Annotated in this window: 20 protein-coding genes and 1 tRNA gene; 16 read left to right on the top strand and 5 right to left on the bottom strand. The window is 58.9% G+C overall.

Going from position 1 to position 18,956, the window contains the following annotated elements:
• Positions 1-251 precede the first annotated feature (251 nt).
• The gene (locus LKG04_RS04475; protein ID WP_291763329.1) at positions 252-1,652 is read left to right on the top strand and encodes an MFS transporter; all 1,401 of its coding nucleotides are present in this window, start codon (positions 252-254) and stop codon (positions 1,650-1,652) included.
• 12 nt (positions 1,653-1,664) lie between these two features.
• Here LKG04_RS04475 and LKG04_RS04470 read toward each other — a convergent pair whose 3' ends face one another.
• On the bottom strand, positions 1,665-1,943 hold the full coding sequence (locus LKG04_RS04470) for a hypothetical protein (protein ID WP_291761473.1): 279 nt from the start codon (positions 1,941-1,943) through the stop codon (positions 1,665-1,667).
• 193 nt (positions 1,944-2,136) lie between these two features.
• Here LKG04_RS04470 and LKG04_RS04465 point away from each other — a divergent pair, with 193 nt between their 5' ends.
• The 7 genes from LKG04_RS04465 to LKG04_RS04435 all read left to right on the top strand — a co-directional run bounded on the left by LKG04_RS04465 (position 2,137) and on the right by LKG04_RS04435 (position 8,364).
• Entirely contained in the window at positions 2,137-2,754 is a 618-nt protein-coding gene (locus LKG04_RS04465) for a CE1759 family FMN reductase (RefSeq protein ID WP_291763327.1), read from the top strand.
• 174 nt (positions 2,755-2,928) lie between these two features.
• On the top strand, positions 2,929-3,378 hold the full coding sequence (locus LKG04_RS04460; protein WP_291761477.1) for a hypothetical protein: 450 nt from the start codon (positions 2,929-2,931) through the stop codon (positions 3,376-3,378).
• Between the two features lie 176 nt (positions 3,379-3,554).
• On the top strand, positions 3,555-4,967 hold the full coding sequence (locus LKG04_RS04455; RefSeq protein WP_291761479.1) for an NAD-dependent succinate-semialdehyde dehydrogenase: 1,413 nt from the start codon (positions 3,555-3,557) through the stop codon (positions 4,965-4,967).
• 550 nt (positions 4,968-5,517) lie between these two features.
• Entirely contained in the window at positions 5,518-6,144 is a 627-nt protein-coding gene (locus tag LKG04_RS04450; RefSeq protein ID WP_291761481.1) for an ECF transporter S component, read from the top strand.
• Between the two features lie 220 nt (positions 6,145-6,364).
• Positions 6,365-6,438, top strand: a tRNA-Ile gene (locus LKG04_RS04445).
• A 727-nt stretch (positions 6,439-7,165) separates the two neighbouring features.
• Positions 7,166-7,300: a hypothetical protein gene (locus LKG04_RS04440; protein ID WP_291761483.1), complete on the top strand. Its 135-nt coding sequence runs from the start codon at positions 7,166-7,168 to the stop codon at positions 7,298-7,300.
• A gap of 782 nt (positions 7,301-8,082) precedes the next feature.
• Positions 8,083-8,364: a hypothetical protein gene (locus tag LKG04_RS04435; protein ID WP_291761486.1), complete on the top strand. Its 282-nt coding sequence runs from the start codon at positions 8,083-8,085 to the stop codon at positions 8,362-8,364.
• Between the two features lie 490 nt (positions 8,365-8,854).
• Here the strand turns inward: LKG04_RS04435 and LKG04_RS04430 are convergent, their stop codons facing one another.
• The 4 genes from LKG04_RS04430 to LKG04_RS04415 all read right to left on the bottom strand — a co-directional run bounded on the left by LKG04_RS04430 (position 8,855) and on the right by LKG04_RS04415 (position 10,254).
• Positions 8,855-9,058, bottom strand: a complete 204-nt coding sequence (locus LKG04_RS04430; RefSeq protein ID WP_291761488.1) for a hypothetical protein — start codon at positions 9,056-9,058, stop codon at positions 8,855-8,857.
• 353 nt (positions 9,059-9,411) lie between these two features.
• Positions 9,412-9,639, bottom strand: coding sequence for a hypothetical protein (locus LKG04_RS04425; RefSeq protein WP_291761490.1), 228 nt, complete (start codon positions 9,637-9,639; stop codon positions 9,412-9,414).
• A 156-nt stretch (positions 9,640-9,795) separates the two neighbouring features.
• A complete protein-coding gene (locus LKG04_RS04420) occupies positions 9,796-9,972 on the bottom strand; it encodes a hypothetical protein (RefSeq protein ID WP_291761492.1) in 177 nt (58 codons plus the stop codon).
• 30 nt (positions 9,973-10,002) lie between these two features.
• Entirely contained in the window at positions 10,003-10,254 is a 252-nt protein-coding gene (locus LKG04_RS04415) for a hypothetical protein (RefSeq protein ID WP_291761494.1), read from the bottom strand.
• A gap of 1,150 nt (positions 10,255-11,404) precedes the next feature.
• On the opposite strand from LKG04_RS04415, the gene rpmE reads away from it, so the two are divergent.
• The 8 genes from rpmE to LKG04_RS04375 all read left to right on the top strand — a co-directional run.
• The gene (gene rpmE, locus LKG04_RS04410) at positions 11,405-11,617 is read left to right on the top strand and encodes a 50S ribosomal protein L31 (protein WP_291761496.1); all 213 of its coding nucleotides are present in this window, start codon (positions 11,405-11,407) and stop codon (positions 11,615-11,617) included.
• A gap of 147 nt (positions 11,618-11,764) precedes the next feature.
• Positions 11,765-12,847: a peptide chain release factor 1 gene (prfA, locus tag LKG04_RS04405; RefSeq protein WP_291761498.1), complete on the top strand. Its 1,083-nt coding sequence runs from the start codon at positions 11,765-11,767 to the stop codon at positions 12,845-12,847.
• 46 nt (positions 12,848-12,893) lie between these two features.
• Positions 12,894-13,838: a peptide chain release factor N(5)-glutamine methyltransferase gene (prmC, locus tag LKG04_RS04400; protein WP_291761500.1), complete on the top strand. Its 945-nt coding sequence runs from the start codon at positions 12,894-12,896 to the stop codon at positions 13,836-13,838.
• 126 nt (positions 13,839-13,964) lie between these two features.
• Positions 13,965-14,636 carry an L-threonylcarbamoyladenylate synthase gene (locus tag LKG04_RS04395; RefSeq protein ID WP_291761502.1) on the top strand — a complete coding sequence of 224 codons (672 nt, stop codon included), beginning with the start codon at positions 13,965-13,967 and terminating at the stop codon, positions 14,634-14,636.
• Positions 14,633-15,769: an MraY family glycosyltransferase gene (locus LKG04_RS04390; protein WP_291761504.1), complete on the top strand. Its 1,137-nt coding sequence runs from the start codon at positions 14,633-14,635 to the stop codon at positions 15,767-15,769. Before LKG04_RS04395 ends, LKG04_RS04390 begins: the two co-directional genes overlap by 4 nt.
• A 56-nt stretch (positions 15,770-15,825) precedes the next feature.
• Positions 15,826-17,373 carry an IMP dehydrogenase gene (gene guaB, locus LKG04_RS04385; protein ID WP_291761505.1) on the top strand — a complete coding sequence of 516 codons (1,548 nt, stop codon included), beginning with the start codon at positions 15,826-15,828 and terminating at the stop codon, positions 17,371-17,373.
• Positions 17,374-17,656: 283 nt separating this feature from the next.
• The gene (gene orn, locus LKG04_RS04380; protein ID WP_291761507.1) at positions 17,657-18,364 is read left to right on the top strand and encodes an oligoribonuclease; all 708 of its coding nucleotides are present in this window, start codon (positions 17,657-17,659) and stop codon (positions 18,362-18,364) included.
• 204 nt (positions 18,365-18,568) lie between these two features.
• The coding region (locus tag LKG04_RS04375) for an HAD hydrolase family protein (RefSeq protein WP_291763324.1) at positions 18,569-18,956 on the top strand (388 nt) is incomplete at its 3' end.

Genomic DNA, 18,956 nt, shown 5'->3' with positions numbered 1-18,956 from the left:
CCGCGGTCTGCGGCGCAGAGCTCATGCTCTGGTAGGGCTATGTCCACATGCTGGTCGGCCTTGGCGCGTAGTCCGGGCACGCTCTTAGTATCGCTCAACAAGGCCGGTCTCACGAGGACTGCTATTTGCCGGATCGTTTTTTGTACCTTACCAAGGGCGGAGACGTATCCTGCCGCGTACTTTTGGGTGCGTTTCGAGAGTTCTGAGAGAGGAAAAGGACTGTGTCCTCAGTAGCCGAAGAGGCGACGGACATGGCGGCGTTTTCAGCCGCAACCGTCAAGAAACAACAAAGCAAACCGTTGAACTCCCCTGCGGAGGTGATCGCCGCAAGCCTGGTAGGCACGACGGTCGAATTCTATGATTTTTACGTATATGCAACCGCAGCTGTGCTGGTGTTCCCGCACTTGTTCTTCCCGAGCGGCAATCTGGTCGCCAGCCAGCTCGCCTCGTTCGGTGTGTTCGGGGCCGCGATGATCGCCCGGCCCGTCGGCGCGATCTTCTATGGCCATATGGGCGATAAGCGCGGCCGCAAGGCGACCCTCGTCGCCTGCCTGATGACCATGGGCATTGCAACATTCCTGGTGGGGATTCTCCCCACCTTCGACCAGATCGGGCTGTGGGCCGCCCTGCTGCTCCTCATCCTGCGCCTGACGCAAGGTTTTGCGCTGGGTGGAGAATGGTCGGGAGCGGCGTTGGTCGCCACCGAGAATGCTCCGCAGAACAAGCGGGCGCTATACGGCACCTTCCCGCAATTGGGCGCTCCCATCGGCTTCATCATCGCCAACGGCCTCTTCCTCATCATCAATTTCACGTTGCCGCATCCCGACGGATCCACCATGCAGTCTGAGGCATTCCTCAGCTGGGGCTGGCGCATTCCGTTCCTGTTCAGCTCCGTAATGGTGATCGTCGGTCTGTATGTGCGTTCGAAGCTTGCTGAATCCGAAACATTCAAGCAGGCCGAGGCCAAAGGCGCCATCGTCAAGGTGCCGCTTTTCGACACGCTGCGCCACCATATGAGGGCTGTCGTGCTCGGCACGTTCGCCATGCTCGCCACGTACGTGCTCTTCTACCTCATGACCACGTTCAGCCTCTCGTACGGCACTCATCCTTCCGACACCAACCCTGCCGGCTTGGGCATCAACTACACCGATTTCGTGCTGATGCAGATCATCGGCGTGGTGTTCTTCGGCCTGTTCACGATCCTCTCCGGCCCGCTCGCTGATTCGATTGGGCGCCGCAAGCTGCTGCTCTGGATCACGGCCATCATTATCGTCTTCGCGCTGATGTTCCCCATCTTCCTGGATGCCAAGGCGAACACCTCGTTCAACGGCGCTCTGGTCGAGGCGTTCCTCGTCATCGGCTTCACGCTGATGGGCTTCACCTTCGGCCCGATGGGCGCGCTGCTGCCCGAGATGTTCCCCACCAATGTGCGCTACACTGGCTCTGCCATCGCATACAACGTCAGCTCGATCATCGGCGCCGCGCTCGCGCCGATCATCGCTACGGCGCTGTGGGCGGCCGCCGGCGGCAGCACCTGGCTTGTCGGCGTCTACCTCGCCATCGCCTCCGCGCTGACTTTCGTCTCGCTGATCATGACCAAGGAGACCAAAGACGTTGACTACAACGGCGACTTGAGCGGGGCGATCAAGTAGGCAGCGGCCTGCTTATTGCCAAAACCAGCTGTATCGCAGGGCGGCGGCTGCATCGGGCACGATCTCTGCGATCGAATCCTTGATGCGGCCGTCGCCTTGGTGTTTCTCGGGCTTATGCGCGGAAGGTGCCAGCCTCTCGGGGCGTCCAGCTGGCTTATGGGCGCCGTATTCTCCGCTGCGACTTCGAGCAATGGCATCCAAAGCCGCGGCCTCGCTGCGCGCAGGGGTGAATATGAATGATTGGGTCTTGACGTTGCGCACGTGAGAGGTGTACCTGTTGATGGTGATCATATGACGAACTGACGCGCTTTGGCATCATATTGGGGCGCGGTCGGAATCGTTCGCATCGCGGGAAAGCCAGAATATGAGCATAGGACAGAGCACAGCTGTGACGGATACATGTGTCGGCAACGACGCGGTGGGTGGCTACGGCCGATATGGGAGAGCAGGCGTCAGCGGCGTGGCTGGTTCCGCAATGAATCGCGTGAACCATGATACTTACCGAATCACCGTCATCAGCGCTGGCGTTTCCGAGCATTCCGCGACCGGACGTCTGGGCGACGGCGTGGCGATGCGCACGCAGGAGACGCTGCGCAGGCACGGCTATGAATGCGAGCTGCGGCACATTGATCTGAAGGATTTCGCAGCCGATATCGCAGTGGCCGCAGTCAACTACCATATGACCGATGCACTGCTCGACATCTTCGATCAGGTGACGTCCAGCGATGCGCTGATCGCGGCGACTCCGGTGTTCAAGGCCTCGTATTCCGGGCTGTTCAAGTCCTTCTGGGATATCGTGGATGTCAATGCGATCATGAATATGCCAGTGGCTCTGGTTGCAACAGGCGGATCCCGCAGGCACGCGCTCGTGCCCGACACGGCGATGCGCTCGCTGTTCGCCTTCCTGCGTGCGATCCCCACGCCGACCAGTGTGCTGGCATCCGGGGAGGACTGGGGCACCGAGGCGCTGGAATCACGGCTGCGCCTCACGAGCAGTGAGCTTGCTGCGATGGCAATATCGGGATTGCGTGGCTCGATGACGGCGGCGGATGCCGACGCGAACGCCATGCATGACGAGCATGCGCAGATTCCTGTACGATGATGACATATGCATGGGTGACAACGGGCTATGACCGGAAACGGTCGATAGCGTGGGATCCGCAGAAAAGCGCTTGATGATACGATTCGTTCGATGTCACGATGGTTGAGGTTGGGCAGCCGCGCACATGCCCGAAGCATACGGCAACAACGGCAAAATACAACGCGGAGGAATACGATGAGCGGGCAGAACACGAGGGATGAGACAAATCAACCGGCGGCCACTGCACCGGCGGCTACCGCTCCAACGCCAAAGAAATCATATGCCAAGCCGCGTCACCGCTGGAGCAAAGAGATCTGCACGGTCGAATTCCATCTCGATAATTTCGAAAGCACAGCCACGATCGTCTGGCGCAAGCGCAATGAATTGGTCATCAAACAAGGCGCGAAGCTGCGCCCCGAGGCCCCGCTCAACAAGGATGGCTCTGTCGGTTTCGACGATCGCTGGGGCGCGATGCTGCGCCAAGAGCACGCCGACGCGATCAGGGACTTCACGACCACGGCGGACATCGTGCTCAAAAGCGTGAACGAGGCCGGACTGTTCCTCTATTTCGGCCGTGCTAACGGCTGGCTCCAGTTCTTTGATCACGACGGCACAAGCATCAACGACTGGACAGTGGTGGAGTAGGATTCGTTGGCATATTCGCCGCCCGCGCCATTCCGAATGCATCTTTAGGTCGCACGAGACCAAATCCGCAACCCTCAACGCTGAAGGCGCAATTGCAACAGAACCATGCCACAAAGGCAATATCGGCATAAAATAGAGGCGTTTGTGAAGTTCCTAAACTCTACGAGGAGGTAGTTATGGCATATCAAACAGTCAATCCCTATACCAACGAGGTCGTCACGGAATACCCTTATGCGACGGACGAGGAGTTGCAGGAGACCTTGGCCCTTGGCGCCCAGCGCTATCAGGAGTTCAAGACGCAGCCGATCGCCGATCGCGCCAAGCTGCTGCACAAAGTCGCCGCAGCAATGCGTGAGCATGCCGACGAGCTTGCCAGGATTTGCACCGTCGACATGGGCAAACTGATTGGCGAATCGGCTGGCGAAGTGGAGTTGTGCGCGATCATCGCAGACTGGTTCGCCGATCACAGCGAGGACTTACTCAGTCCTGAGCCGATCGAGACGATTGCTACGGGAGAGGCTGAGGTACGGCATCATGCGGTAGGCATCGTTATGATGGTTGAGCCGTGGAACTTCCCGTATTACCAGATCATGCGCGTCTTCGCACCGAATTACATGGTCGGCAACCCCATGATCCTCAAGCATGCGGCGAATACGCCGACCTCGGCCAAGCGCTTCTGCGAGATCGTCGAGGAGGCTGGCGTGCCCAAGGGCGCGCTGACGAACCTGTTCCTGAACTACGATCAGGTCACGGACGCGATCGCCGATCCACGTGTGCAGGGCGTGGCGCTGACCGGATCCGAACGCGGCGGCATGGCAGTCGCTGAAGCGGCCGGCAAGTACCTCAAGAAGAACACGATGGAGCTTGGCGGCATGGATCCCTTCGTGGTGCTTGGCGATGCGAACATGGATGACGTCACCAATCTCGCTTGGCGTGTGCGGCTCTACAACTGCGGCCAGGTATGCACCTCATCCAAGCGCTTCATCGTGATGGATAATGTCTACGACGAGTTCCTCGATGCGCTCAAGGAGCATTTCGGGGCCGTCAAGCCCGGCGACCCGCTCGATACCACCACTACGCTCGCGCCGATGAACACCAAGCGCGCCAAGGAGAAACTGCAAGGCCAGCTCGATGATGCGATCGCCGCAGGCGCGAAGCTCGCCTACCAGTATCCCGAAATCGATGCAGATGGCCAGTTCTTCCGCCCGGCCATCCTCACCGACATCGACAAGGACAATCCTGCCTATAAGGGAGAGATGTTCGGACCGGTTGCAGCCGTATACCGCGTGCATTCCGAGGACGAGGCGGTGGCGCTCGCCAACGACAACCCCTACGGTTTGGGCGGCATCCTCTTCGCCGGCGATCCGGATCACGGCGCCGAAGTCGCCTCGCGCATCGAAACAGGCATGGTCTACGTCAACAACTTCATGGCCTCGCTTCCTGAGCTGCCCTTCGGCGGTGTCAAACTGTCTGGATACGGACGCGAGATGAGCCGCATTGGCCAGCTGGCCTTCGTCAACGAGCAGCTCATCGTCAAGGCCGCGCACCCTGATCTGTCGAATCCCGCCGGAGGTTTGGTCGTAGCGTGAGCTGTGCCAGCCTGGAATCGCACCGGGCGAATTAGGCACAGCGCACGCCACAGCGTTCTGGGCGCATACAATTACAAGTCGGCGTCGTCTGCATATTATTCGGCAGGCGGCGCCGACTTTCTACATGGTTTGGTAATGCCTCAGCCGATTCTAAATTCAGGCTTTGCAATTCTTCCCGTTTTTTCTTAGGGTCCCTCATGCTTCCAACGTCCCTGCGGAGGAAAGGGCTTCAAGAGCTCGTATCGAATAGCTGCACGAAAGGGTTGATATGCGGATGGCATATACGAAATGCGTGAACAGCTGCAAGCGTTCTGCCGTGACGAAGTGCTGGTACAGTGGCGTCTGGCGCTCCCGCCCGGACTGCGCAGGTCAAGGGGCGTCTGGGTCGTGAACACGTTTCGGCGCTGCACGACGATACGACATCACTGTGCGCAGCACGAGGGATCGGAGTCCCATGAATATATTCGCCAAACTCAAACATTCGTTTTTTTCTAGTTCTTCGTCGCGTTCTCCGCGTTCTCCTTTTCCAGATCCCTCTTCGCCGCGGTCAATGTCTGCGGGCACCATCCGTCTTCGGTGGCGCCCCGTCGATATCGCCGTCGGCGCGGCGTTGGGCGTGGCCTGCGGACTCGTGTTCTGGGGATTCAACTACGCGTATGTGTTCATTTCGCCATTTCTCCGCGCTGTTCTGCCCGGGGTCACCAGCATTGTGCACGCCTTCTGGTACTTCTCCGGCCCGCTGGCCGTGCTCGTTCTTCGCAAGCCCGGGGCTGCGATCTACGTGAACATTGTCGGTTCATTAGCCGAGATGATATTCGGCAGCGGCGGCTTTTCCTTCAGTTTTGTTTTCATTTCGGCGGCATTGCAGGGCATATGCTCCGAGCTGCCGTTCGCGGTGACGCGATACCGGGTGTTCAATCCCGCAATCACCGTCACAGCTGGTGCGCTGACCGCGGTCGAATACGGCTTCTACTTGCTGTTCTTCCAATTCCAGGGAGTCGCTTTCTTGAGTCCGCGCGGCATTACGCATATGATCTGCGAGATTCTGGGCGGCGTGCTGTTCGCCGGCATCATGAGCTGGGCGCTATACCGCGCCATCGCCAAAACCGGCGCGCTTGAGCGCTTCGCGTCTGGGCGTGATGTGCGGCGGCCTGACGATGACGAGAACGCGGCATGATTCGCATAGGGCTTATCGCAGGTCGTACTTTTTGGGTGCGCGGAAGGTCTGAGTCATACGAACAGGGCCAGTGATGGGTTTTGCTGTTGGAACGGCGTAATTGCAATGTCTGCTACTTGTGAAAAACGAGCACGATGGGTCCGTTTTGGCTCTCGCTTGTTGTGAGAGTGTCAAAATGTGGGCCAGATGCTACACTATCCGAGTTGGCCTTCGCCAACGTGGGGCTGTAGCTCAGTCGGTTAGAGCAGCGGACTCATAATCCGTCGGTCCTCGGTTCAAGCCCGAGCGGCCCCACTACCATGAAAGCCCTGCTCCTCACAGGGGAGCAGGGCTTTTTCAATGTTCAGGGAAACGCGCAAAGCCAACAAAAATGTCAACAAATCTCACCTATGACGATCATGGGCGCGCTGGAACTAGGGGAACGCAAACGGGAGACGAAACGCATTGGGCGCGGCCACGGGAGCGGCCGTCAACGGCTTCGGGCCGCAGGAAGTTTGATCAGGCGACTCGGCGAGGCTAACCCCCATAGGGGGAGGATGATTCGTCGTGGAACGGTGTTGCATGATGTGATTTGTATGTTGTGCACAGAGTTATGCACAATTCAAGCGTTACCGGAAATTGCGAAAGGAGCCAGGCGATGGTTACTGCGATTAGCGTAGCGAAGTACATATTGAATGAGCGTGCACGACGCGGACATTCAACTGCCGCCTTTGCTCTGCAGAAACTCCTTTACCTGTGCAAGGGGCTAGTCTCTTGTCGCAAAAGACGATGTTCCCTTTGCGGATGCCACGAGTGCATGGGGCCACGGCCCTGCCATAGAGAGCGCCTGGCCATATTGCAGAGGGAATAGTACATTTCAAGCTTGCGCTGCCAAGCTTCCTCAACGAGGCAAAATTGAGTGGGTCGCAGAGCGCCGTCATCAATCGAGTCCTTGGCCTGTTTGATGACGTGGACGATTCGTCTTTCGGGCACAAGCGTTGAAGACCTTAGCCAAGGACAGGACCCCTGGAGGAACGCACGCGTGACCGATGATCGCATCATCACCGATGCGAGCTTGAAGGAATACTTCGAAAGTCTTCAGGCAGATCCTCCCGACGATCAGAGGCAAGAAGATGGCCTTATCGACTGGCATAAGGCACGGGGTTTCTATCAATGACCAAAAACAATCGGAACATGATCTTTGATCTTCACACTCTTTCTGTAATAAGCTGATCGCGATTCCGGCCTTGCGCCGGGCTTTTTTTGTTGTGGAAGAGTTAAGGATAGTCCTCATATCCGAGTTTGCAGTATTTTTCTTTGAACTCGTTGGATGAAAGAACCTCGACCAGCTGTGATTTATCTGGCGGTGCAACGACTTCCTGCTCGTCTTGGACGTTTTCCCAGGCCGGTAATGAACTGAGATCCACGGACTTATTGGCGCTGAGCACTATAACCGAGCCATCCAAGCCCTTTTCCGAATAATAGCGATCTAAAAATGTTCTGGATTCTTGATACAAGAGACCCAATGATTGCCGAATCGAATTTTAGAGGGATCTTGTTCATCTTCCCATTTTCTGTGGAACTCATTGAATATTGCCTCCTGAGAAGCAGCTCCATAATCTTCCCGATTGAAGTAATCGGCAATTGTGGTTCGTCGCCACCGCATTGATGAATCCTGAACGGTAGTCTTCCCGCCGGGTGGTGCAGATCAGTGTAGATCTTGAAGCGATGTTGCCAAAAAGTCCGTTTTTTATCAAGGTTTTCACGTCCGCCGCAGCCTAGAAGGACTTTCCGCCTTGCAGCCGTGAAACCGATGTGCGAAAACCACTTCCTCGCAGCCGAAGGAAAGCTCGGACGGCTTCAACGTCAACCTCGGGCGATCGTTCGTATGACGCGAACGACTAGTGCGGACAGTAAGACCTGCAGCATGACGATGATTGATCGCCGCGCTTTCGCCGTGTGGCGGCGACTACCGGCATAAGCCGTCTGAAGAGCGCACAAGCGACGAACGCGGCGGTCGCCCAGCAGCGCGGGGCAGTCGACGTATGGGATCGTTATTTCAATGCGCACATAGCGGTGGGCAAGCACGGGGTGGGCAAGCACTGGGTGAGCGCGAGGCATTATCAGTGCATGCAACAAATGAAACGATTGAAAAATAGTGTCGGCGTGGTGCACTCCGATTTTCTTGACACAAGGACAATGAAGATCGTGATCGCCCTCGAAATGTGTGAGGTGCCCTAACTCAGCTTGAAGACCAGACCCCCTGTATGCACAGGACCATCTGCGTGAGAAGCAGCTGGCCTCTGGGCGGGTGAGGCCACCCGGGGCATGTTCGGCAAGAAACGCAAGGTGCTCTACATCAAAACCCATGCGTTGCGCCCAAACGCACCGGCTGCAATCCGTCCGGCGGCCCGTCACCTGCCCTGAATGCGCGTCGAGCCCTGGCGCTCGAGCGGGGGCACGCTGCACGCGGCAGAATGAAGATCCAGCAGCGGGCATTGTTCGGATCATGGAGCAAAGAATGGAGAAACTTGCCGAAGTAACTTGACAAACACTGGTGTGCGAGGTTTAATGAAGAAGATTTCAATGTACGCGTGGTCGGATTCGTTCCTTGCCTTTGTGCATGAGATCATATTGTGGCTTAACCAGAAACCCCACCCTGCAATGCTTGCAAGTGTGGAATGGGCAGGGTGCAACTCCCTGCAGGCCGACTTTCCTGTGCAGTCGCAGATTACTTACTTTCGTCCCCGTTTTGTCCCTGACGGGTTCGGCTGCGCCTGCGGTCATGCAGTTGATTGAGATTCTGATCGATGAGCTTCAATTCCTCGTCAGGCACCGGATTGCCTTTGAGGTCCCTTTTCCCGTTGATTCCGAAGTTCTGCTTAAGGAACGAGCGCTCGAGCTTGTCCCCTTGGTTATTGCTGCCGTTTTCCATGTGGCTCCTGTTCTTCGATTGTTTCGCTGTGACTGAGCGATTGGCCGCTTTCGTATTTGGCCCTCGTCGTGATCAGACTTTCGGCATGTGCATTGTGTTGTCTCTTCCGGCCAAGACGGCCATGCAACGGGGCGGCTGTTGGATGATAGCTGGCTGAACCGCATGTTGGAGACTTAGGTGTCGATCGGCGTGGTGAGGGGCTTTGGGCCGTTGTGGGTCGCTGCGCCTCGCTGATGTGATTGTTGAGTACGGCGACGGCCTTTTCGCTACTCGGCTCGGCCAGTCCAACGCGGGACGGCCGAGCCGAGCGGATTGGACTGGCCGAGCCGGTGGAAATCACCGGCTCGGAATTTTCATTTGGCAAGAACCGTGCTTATTCGGGCGATGGTGTCCAGAATTTTCCTCTTGGCCTCATTGGACAGGTCTTGTGTCGAACTCTGGAGTATCCCTGTGAGCTCCCGGGCTTCTTTGCGTTTGCTCATGCCGGCGTATACCGATGCTCCCACGAGGGCGAGCGAGGACAGTGCGGTGATGATGACGATTATGGTGCAAGCGCGATGACTCGATGTGCTGTCTGACATGATCTGGTTTTCCTTCTGCTGGTGGGCGGTGTCCTCGGGTTTCTGAGGTCGCCGCCGACGATGAACGGTTCGTATGATTTCTGTGCGCAGCCGGAGCAGGCGCAACCTATGCGCTGGGCCTGGGCGCTGCGACCCGAACGTCCGCCGGGCGGCAAGTCACGGTTTGCGCTCCGTGGGGTTCTTTCTGAAGAGTCCTTTTATGAACCCGGCGACGGCGGTGAGGAGGAATAGGGCCAGGGCGACCCAGAACAGCCAGAGCAGTCCTTGTACAGCCAGGCCTATAGTGCCGGCGATGAGCCAAGCGACGAGCAGCACGATCATGAAAGCGAACATAATGTCTCCTTAGGTGGCGTATGTGTCGGTTCAGCGGGTTTGCTGATCGTCGATGCGGTGTTGCGCGCCCCCGTCGCCATCTGTGACCTCTAATTGCGCCTGCTGCAGACGAGGGTCGTTGGCCTCATCGTCTTCCTTGTCGAGGCTGCGGCACATCATGCACAGGCCCAGTCCTGATTCACCGGAGCGGCGTGATGCGGGTTTGATGGTCCGCGCGAACGGGTAGTCGTCATTGTCGTGGTAGATCATTCCCAGCCGGGAATGGAAAGCCTGAATTCTCATAATCGTTGCCTCCTGATGTATAGGGTGGCGAACCCGGCGAGCTACAATGTCCATCCATTGTCGAGGCGGATTCCATGAAACGTTGTGAACGAGCCATCTGTAACGCCGGGCTCATAAAGGAATCCTGACAGCCTAACAGAAAAACCGCTAAACCAAATTTTACACTATCCACTATCAACCTGAATGTGAAGCGTAAAGCGAAACCGTGATCGAAAACCCGATTGGCGGTCCTGTCGGCGATACATGCGGCAAACTCGTGAAGGCCTTGGCAGCCAAAGGGGTGAGGTCGCGATAAACCGTCATTGCAGGCCGTTTGCTCAATGTGAGAGTATGAGCCTCAGTGTTCCAAACCGATTACGCTGATTACCGTCAGGCTCGGTCGGTCGCCTTGCAAGTTGGTTTTTCGTCAGGCGTCACCATTCCTTCAACCGCTCCATGAGGTCCGTGTCGACTGCCAGGTCTTCGGCCGAGGTGCCCGGAATTTCATTGTGTTTCATGCCGGTGAGCAGAGGAACCATCATGGTGCCATCTCCGATGGTGAGCGGTTCCAGCAGGCGTTCAGGCGCAGGTTCGCCGCCGTCTGGCAGTTGCGGTATGCGCGGGATCCGCGGTGTGACGTTTCGCTTCGAGCCATTGACCTACATAGTCGCCGAGCTCGGTTGCCATGGCGCCTGGCCGCCTTCTGCCAAAGCAGTGTTTATTGCCCGGACGGCGACTGTTCGGTTCTATACAACGTCTGAATGGCTGATTATCGTTGGCGTCCAACATTCTTGTTTGGTGGTTCCAACGCCCGTTGTATCAGGGCAGCGGATTCATATTCGCCGGGCCTGGCCTAGGCCCGAGCAGTCCTATGCACACGGCGCTGAGATCATGGGGTTCCGGTGACTTGTGGGCTGTGCCTTTTTCGTAACGCTAGTTCGCGGCAGAAGGCGGAAACGGGACAGCACCCATTCAGCAATGCCGCGTTCGCGGCGGGTATTTGAGGCAGGAGGCATAAAACTGCGCTGAGCGGTCGGGATGAACTATGCCGAGGGCTTCAACCGTCTCTACACGGGCGTCCATACAGGTGCCTATAATCGGTAAGGTTCCGGTTCACGCCCGCCAATGGGGCGCGGCGACCCGGGTCCCCGTTGAATCCATAGGAGATATTATGAAGCAGGGCATTCACCCCGATTACCACGCCGTGCAGGTTACGTGCTCGTGCGGTAACACCTTCGTGACCCGTTCGACTGCCCAGGGCGATCATATGACCGTTGACGTGTGCTCGAGCTGCCACCCGTTCTACACGGGCAAGCAGAAGATCCTCGATACCGGCGGCCGCGTCGCTCGTTTCGAGCGCCGCTACGGCAAGAAGGCCAAGTAGCGTTATCGCGCCAGTCCTTGCAGGTCCGGGTCGTTTCGGCGGCTCGTCTGCGGACTGGCGTTTTCATATCCGCGTATCCATTCGACAAGAAGTCAACCAACGTTGTAACCATCACGACTATTACAACAGTGAAATCTAAGGACAGGCATGGCAGACGAACAGTTCCCCGCAGCGCAGAGCGCTCTGGAGGAATACCAGGACATCGAGCGTCGGATGGGCACGCCCGAGGTCGCGGTGGATCCCGACGCGATGCGTAAGCTTGGCCGCAAGCACGCCGAGCTGGGCGTCATTGTCTCCGCCTATCAGCGCTACCGGCAAATCCGCGATGATCTCGAGGCGGCCCAAGAGATGGCGGCTGAGGACACGGAATTCGCCGAAGAAGCCCGGCGTTTGCAGGTTCAACTGCCCGATGCCCAAGAGAGGCTGCGCTCGGCGCTGATTCCGCGCGACCCTGACGATGCGCGTGACACGATCATGCAGATCAAGGCTGGTACAGGCGGCGAGGAGGCGGCCTTGTTCGCGGGCGATCTGCTGCGCATGTATACCCGCTATGCAGAGAAACGCGGCTGGTCCACGGCCGTTCAGAGCGAGAATTCGACCGAGCTCGGGGGCGTCAAGGACATCCAGCTGGCCATCCGGTCCAAAGGCAATCCGGCGCCTGCAGACGGCGTGTGGGCAAGCTTGAAATACGAGGGCGGTGTGCATCGTGTGCAGCGTATTCCCGTCACCGAATCGCAGGGGCGCATCCAGACCTCGGCCGCGGGCGTGATCGTGTTCCCCGAGGCCGACGATGACGATGACGAGATCGAAATCGATCCTAAAGACCTGAAAATCGACATTTTCATGAGTTCCGGACCCGGCGGTCAATCGGTCAATACCACGTATTCCGCGGTGCGCATGACGCATATCCCCACCGGCATCGTGGTGAGCATGCAGGACGAGAAGTCGCAGATCCAAAATCGTGCGGCCGCCCTGCGCGTGCTCAAATCACGACTGCTTGCCATGAAGCATGAACAGGAGGCCGCCGAGGCCGCCGACATGCGCCACTCCCAAGTGCGCTCGCTGGACCGTTCGGAGCGCATTCGCACGTACAACTTCCCCGAGAACCGCATCGTCGACCATCGCACGAATTACAAGGCCTATAACCTCGACCAGGTGCTCGACGGCGACTTGCAGGCCGTGATCGACAGCGACATCCAGGCTGACGAGGCCCAGCGCATGGCGCGCTGAGCGCCGTGTACTGCGTACATTGAATGCGAACTGGTCGCCGAGCACAATGACTGCTGACATATTTCGCGCAGGCTCCAATGCCGCATCCGATATCGTGCGGAAGCGGCTGCGGGCGGCCGCAGACATATTGCGCGCGGCCGGCGTCGAGACTCCGCAAGTCGACGCCAAGCTGTTGTTGGCCGAAGCTTACAATGTGGAGCCTCGTGATATCGACAAGGCGATGTTGCTCGGCCGTGGGTTGTCTGAAGACGCGCATGCCGCACGCCGTTTCGGCTCCATGCTCACCCGCAGGGCCGCTCGGGAGCCTTTGCAATACATCACTGGGCACGCCCCCTTTCGTTTCCTCGATCTTGCAGTCGGTCCGGGCGTGTTCATCCCTAGGCCGGAAACTGAAAGCGTGGTGCAGACCGCGCTTGACTGGATGCGCGGGCACGCGATTGCGCAGCCGAGAGTGGTCGATCTGTGCGCGGGCAGCGGTGCCATCGGGCTGGCCATCGCGACCGAGCTGCCGGGATCGCAGGTCTGGGCGGTTGAACAGTCGCCGCAGGCATTGGTTTGGGCACGACGCAACCGTGACTCGGTACTGGATGCTGCCACAGGGACCCCAGCCTCGCGACAGCATCAATACCGCCTTATTCAAGGTGACGCCACTGATGCCGCGACGCTGGCCGATCTCAACGGAACGGTCAACGCCGTGGTCACGAATCCGCCGTATGTGCCACTCGCGCACATCCCTGAGCAGCCGGAAGTGCGCGATCATGACCCCGAAATGGCGTTGTACGGCGGATCGGATGATGGCCTGGCAGTCCCGTATGCGATACTTGCCCGTTCGGCTGCACTGCTGCGTCGGGGCGGCCTGCTGGTGATGGAGCACGATATCTTCCAAGGCAAATCACTGGTTGAATGTGCTTTGCACGGAGGATTCGCCACAGCACATACCGGCAACGATTTGACTGGGCGGCCGCGATACCTCTTCGCGATTCGCGCCTGACCGCATTCGTATGCGACTTCGCGTTGCACGGTCTCAGGCGGTAGCCGATCCCCGCGCTGTCGTCACATGCACACGTCGCGGCGCAATGGTGCAATGGGTGGTTGATACGAAGTTCAGGGAGGCTTTATGAGCGAGATTCGTGCCGTCACCGATGAGTCGCTGGCGTTTGCATCCGATATCGTGCGCCGTGGAGGGCTCGTCGTCATCCCCACCGACACGGTGTATGGCGTGGCGTGCGACCCTTTCAACGCCAAGGCCATTGATCGCATATATGGGGCGAAGCGTCGTCCGCGCTACAAGGCTTTGCAGATCATTCTTTCGTCGATCGACGAGTTGGAAGGGTTGGGGCTCTATCTGCCCGCGCCGCTCAACCGCTTGGCCGCCACCTTCCTGCCTGGCGCGTTCTCGCCGATCGCGCAGGCAGCGCAGGACGGCGATTTTGCCAGGACGCTCGGCACATTGCGCACTGAATCGAATGGCAAACGCACGCAGGCCATCCGCATCCCCAATTCAACGGTTTCACTGCAGATTCTCAAGGCCATCGGCCCGGTGGCCGCTTCAAGCGCGAACCGTTCGGGCGGCGAAAGCCCGCAGACGGCACAGGAGGCATACGAGGCTTTGGGCGACGACGTTGAATTGTATCTGGACGGCGGCGCAACGCAGGGGCATATCGCCAGTACCGTCGTAGCGGCCGACCCGCATGAACGCGACGGCATCGCTATCATTCGCGAAGGCATGATTCCGGCATCCGTGATCCGCAGGGCGCTGACCATCAACGGCGGGGGACTGGGCGCGTGAGGGTATACCTGTTCATCGCGGCGGTCGCCGGCGGCGTGACCTGGCTGGTCACCCCGCTGGTGCGGCACCTGTCCATCAGCCTAGGCGCTGTGAGCGAGGTGCGGGCACGCGATGTGCACACGGTGCCGACCCCGCGCATGGGTGGCGTCGGCATGCTGGCCGGATTTGCTGTGGCGTTGGTGTTTGCCAGCCGCATTCCGTTCATCAGCGGTCTGTTCGTCGACTCTCATCAGGCGTGGATCATCCTCGCCGGAGCCGTGCTGATTTGCCTGCTCGGGGTCGCCGATGATCTCTGGGACTTGGATTGGATGCTCAAGCTCGCCGGGCAGCTGCTCATTTCGGTGTTCGTGGCCTGGGGCGGCCTGCAGATCATCTCGTTGCCATTGGGATCTCTGATCACCGCATCACCCACGATTTCCATGGCCATTACTGCGTTTTTGATCGTCGCCTCGATCAACGCCGTGAATTTCGTCGACGGATTGGACGCGCTGGCTTCGGGCATCGTGGCGATCGGTGGCATCGCCTTCGCGATATATTCGTATATTCTTGCCCGCTCGTCTCCCAACTACGCTTCGATGGCGACGTTGCTCGACGTCGCCATGGTCGGCATCTGCATCGGTTTCATTCTGCACAACTGGCATCCGGCGAAATTGTTCATGGGCGACTCCGGCTCGATGCTGCTCGGCTACCTCATCACCTGCGCTTCGATCGTCATGACCGGCCACTTGGACCCAGCTTCGGTGAATACCAGCGTGTATCTGCCGGCGTTCATGCCCATCCTGCTGCCCATTCTGGTGCTGTTTTTGCCGGTGCTCGACATGTGCCTAGCCATTGTGCGGCGGCTGAGCAAAGGCCAGTCGCCCACGCACCCGGACCGCATGCACTTGCACCATCGCATGTTGCGCATCGGCCATTCGGTGCAGGGTGCCGTGCTCATCCTATGGGGCTGGGCCGCGCTCATTTCCTTCGGTTCGATTACGATTCTGTTCTTCCCGGCCCGCTATGTCGCCATCGGCATGATCATCGCGGGCGTGGCTTTGACGGTACTGACGATGTTTCCCTATGTCGTGCGGCGCATGCGGGAGAGCAAAACATCGCATGCCGGGAGGCGGCCGCCCTCCATGCGCGCGTAGCGAAGACGCAGCGCGGGTCCGCCTAATTCGTCAGCCCGGCCCCATATAGTGACGATATGGCTTCAAATCCTGATATGAACATGGAATTTCCATACGCTCCCGTCCCTGCCGTTTTTGCCAAGCTTGGCTTGGCCTACGACGATGTGCTGTTGCTTCCCAACGAGACGGATGTCATCCCCTCGGAGGTCGACACCACGACGCATTTCACCCGAGAGATCACGATGAAGGTCCCGGTGCTCTCCGCCGCGATGGACACGGTCACCGAATCGGATATGGCGATCGCCATGGCCCGCAACGGCGGCATCGGCGTGCTGCACCGCAACCTCTCCATCGACGACCAGGCCGCGCAGGTCGATGTCGTCAAGCGCAGCGAATCGGGCATGATCACCGATCCGCTCACCGTCAATCCCGAGGTGACGCTGGCTGATCTCGACAAACTGTGCGCGCGTTTCCACATCTCCGGTTTGCCGGTGGTCGACCGCGACAGCCGTCTCGTGGGCATCATCACCAATCGCGACATGCGTTTCATCGCCTCCGAAGACTACGACCGGCTCAAGGTCAAGGACGTGATGACCAAGGACAACCTCATCACCGGCCCGGCCGACATCACCAAAGAGGATGCGCACGACCTGCTGGCTAAGCACAAGGTCGAAAAGCTGCCGTTGGTCGATAAGGATGGCAGGCTCGCCGGCCTGATCACCGTCAAGGACTTCGTGAAAACCGAACAGTACCCGGATGCTACCAAGGACGAACAGGGCCGTCTGCGTGTGGCCGCAGGTGTGGGCTTCTTGGGTGACGCCTGGCAACGTGCCTCCGCGCTGATGGAAGCCGGGGTCGATGCGTTGATCGTCGACACGGCGAACGGCGAAGCGCGGCTGGCGCTCGATATGATCCGGCGCATCAAGGCCGATCCGGCTTTCAATGGCGTGCAAATCGTCGGCGGCAACATCGCCACCCGCCAAGGCGCGCAGGCGATGATCGATGCCGGAGTAGACGCGGTCAAGATCGGCGTTGGCCCGGGATCCATCTGCACCACGCGTGTGGTGGCCGGCGTGGGCGTGCCACAGCTGACGGCTGTGCATGACGCTGCCCAGGCCTGCAAGGCGGCGGGTATTCCCTGTATCGCCGATGGCGGCATTCACTATTCGGGTGATATCGCCAAGGCTCTGGTGGCCGGAGCCAGCTCTGTCATGCTCGGCGGTGCGTTGGCCGGCTGCGAAGAGGCCCCGGGCGAGAAAGTGCTTTTGCACGGCAAGCAGTACAAGCTATACCGCGGCATGGGTTCGCTGGGTGCCATGGCCCCCCGCGGCAAGAAATCGTATTCGAAGGATCGCTACTTCCAGGCCGACGTCACCAGCAACGACAAGGTCGTGCCTGAAGGCGTCGAGGGCGAGGTGCCCTATCGCGGCCCGCTCAACGCGGTGCTCTACCAAATGGTCGGCGGCTTGCACCAGTCGATGTTCTATACCGGTGCACGCACGATCCCCGAGCTGCAGGAACAAGGCCGTTTCATCAGGATTACCGATGCGGGCTTGCGCGAATCGCATCCGCATGACATCGTGATGACCGCCGAGGCCCCCAACTACAACGGGTTCCATAACTAGCCGTCGCCTGGCCGCCCTGCAAGTCAGAGCCTCCACATTTTCGGTGACACGCGCTGCCGCTCGCATTGGGCCCGGACGCTCCGAAAACGCAATTATCCCGGGAGGTTGCCGAGGATATGGTTCTGAAGGCGCGTGATTCGTGAAATTCATGGGAAAATGCCGGGCGAGATGCGCAACTCCAGCGGTGACCCGGCAAAACCGTGCCACGAATAGTGCAGTCATGCGTGGTCGCGTCGGCGAGGTAGCCTAATCGGTTCGGCAATTCGAAGAAAGGCGGGCCGGCATGGCTCAAAGCAATGAGGATCTGACATTCACACCCGAGGAATCTCGGATGATATGGATTGATTGCGAGATGACGGGTCTCGACGTCTTCCATGACGAGCTGTGTGAGGTCGCGGTCGTTCCTACTGATTTCAATCTCACAGTGCTTGACCAAGGTATCGATTTGGTCATCAGGCCTTCGGATGCGGCGGCGGCGAACATGAACGATTACGTGCGCAATATGCATACGTCTTCCGGTCTGGTCGACGAATGGAATGCGTCCGGTATGCGGCTGGAGGACGCGCAGCAGCAGGTCGTCGATTATGTCAAACGCTTCCTGCCCGCACGCGGCAAGGCGCATCTGGCAGGCAACTCGGTCGGTTCCGACAAGAAGTTCCTCGACCAGTTCATGCCTGAGCTGACGGGCATGCTGCATTATCGGATCATCGACGTGAGCACGCTCAAGGAGCTGTCGCGCCGCTGGTACCCGAACGCCTACAACAACAAGCCTGTCAAGCATGGCGGGCACCGCGCGCTGGCGGACATCATCGAATCGGTCGACGAGCTGCGCTATTACCGCGAAATGTTCTTCGTGCCCTCGCCTGGTCCTGACGGCGAGCGGTGCGCAGAGGGCGCCGCTCGCATTGAGGCCACCAGCCTGCTGCGCGACTACGAGGCGCAGGGCAATCCGGTCGAAGACCCGAATCACGCGCCCAAGCGGGATTACTGATTGATGGCGTAGGCCGCCGTTGGATGTCGCGAATCGCTGCAACGGCGTGAGTCATGAATTGTCTGCATGTGGCAGGTGGAGCCGCCGGTAGATCGGATGCGGCGAGAAGAGCCATAAGAAATGCCCGCGGGTCGATCCGGCAATGTCAGACAGGTAGTATCGTTGCTGCACGATTAGGGAACAACAGGTATTGAAAAGGATGATATGGGCGCTGCTGACTGGACTGAAATCACGCAAGAACCACATGATATCAAGCTCGTTGTCGCCGATATGGACGGCACGCTGCTTGACGGCGAAAGCCGCATCCCCGATGGTTTCTGGTCTCGGCTGGAACGCATGAAGCAGCTCGGCATCCGCTTCGTGCCCGCGTCTGGACGGCAATACGCCACGCTGATCGGCATGTTCGGCAAGGAGATGCCGAAGGGATCGTACATCGCGGAGAATGGTAATCTGGTCGTCGCAGACGGCGAGATCGCATCCGTTTCGGGCATCGACGATGCGTACGTGCGCCGCATCGTCGATGCCGTGGGCGCGAACGGGCAGACGGCAACGGCCGAGCATGGCCCCGCCTTCGATATTGGCCTTGTGCTGT

Origin of the sequence: Bifidobacterium sp. (assembly GCF_022640935.1) — a bacterium.
Lineage (GTDB): Bacteria > Actinomycetota > Actinomycetes > Actinomycetales > Bifidobacteriaceae > Bifidobacterium.
This window is presented reverse-complemented; position numbering and strand designations above follow the sequence as displayed.

Bases quoted from the DNA above. Each gene is read 5' to 3' on its own strand.
- LKG04_RS04475 (WP_291763329.1), top strand. From the start codon at position 252: ATGGCGGCGTTTTCAGCCGCAACCGTCAAGAAACAACAAAGCAAACCG.
- LKG04_RS04470 (WP_291761473.1), bottom strand. From the start codon at position 1,943: ATGATCACCATCAACAGGTACACCTCTCACGTGCGCAACGTCAAGACC.
- LKG04_RS04460 (WP_291761477.1), top strand. From the start codon at position 2,929: ATGAGCGGGCAGAACACGAGGGATGAGACAAATCAACCGGCGGCCACT.
- LKG04_RS04455 (WP_291761479.1), top strand. From the start codon at position 3,555: ATGGCATATCAAACAGTCAATCCCTATACCAACGAGGTCGTCACGGAA.
- LKG04_RS04450 (WP_291761481.1), top strand. From the start codon at position 5,518: ATGTCTGCGGGCACCATCCGTCTTCGGTGGCGCCCCGTCGATATCGCC.
- LKG04_RS04430 (WP_291761488.1), bottom strand. From the start codon at position 9,058: ATGGAAAACGGCAGCAATAACCAAGGGGACAAGCTCGAGCGCTCGTTC.
- LKG04_RS04425 (WP_291761490.1), bottom strand. From the start codon at position 9,639: ATGTCAGACAGCACATCGAGTCATCGCGCTTGCACCATAATCGTCATC.
- LKG04_RS04420 (WP_291761492.1), bottom strand. From the start codon at position 9,972: ATGTTCGCTTTCATGATCGTGCTGCTCGTCGCTTGGCTCATCGCCGGC.
- LKG04_RS04415 (WP_291761494.1), bottom strand. From the start codon at position 10,254: ATGAGAATTCAGGCTTTCCATTCCCGGCTGGGAATGATCTACCACGAC.
- rpmE (WP_291761496.1), top strand. From the start codon at position 11,405: ATGAAGCAGGGCATTCACCCCGATTACCACGCCGTGCAGGTTACGTGC.
- prfA (WP_291761498.1), top strand. From the start codon at position 11,765: ATGGCAGACGAACAGTTCCCCGCAGCGCAGAGCGCTCTGGAGGAATAC.
- prmC (WP_291761500.1), top strand. From the start codon at position 12,894: ATGACTGCTGACATATTTCGCGCAGGCTCCAATGCCGCATCCGATATC.
- LKG04_RS04395 (WP_291761502.1), top strand. From the start codon at position 13,965: ATGAGCGAGATTCGTGCCGTCACCGATGAGTCGCTGGCGTTTGCATCC.
- guaB (WP_291761505.1), top strand. From the start codon at position 15,826: ATGGCTTCAAATCCTGATATGAACATGGAATTTCCATACGCTCCCGTC.
- orn (WP_291761507.1), top strand. From the start codon at position 17,657: ATGGCTCAAAGCAATGAGGATCTGACATTCACACCCGAGGAATCTCGG.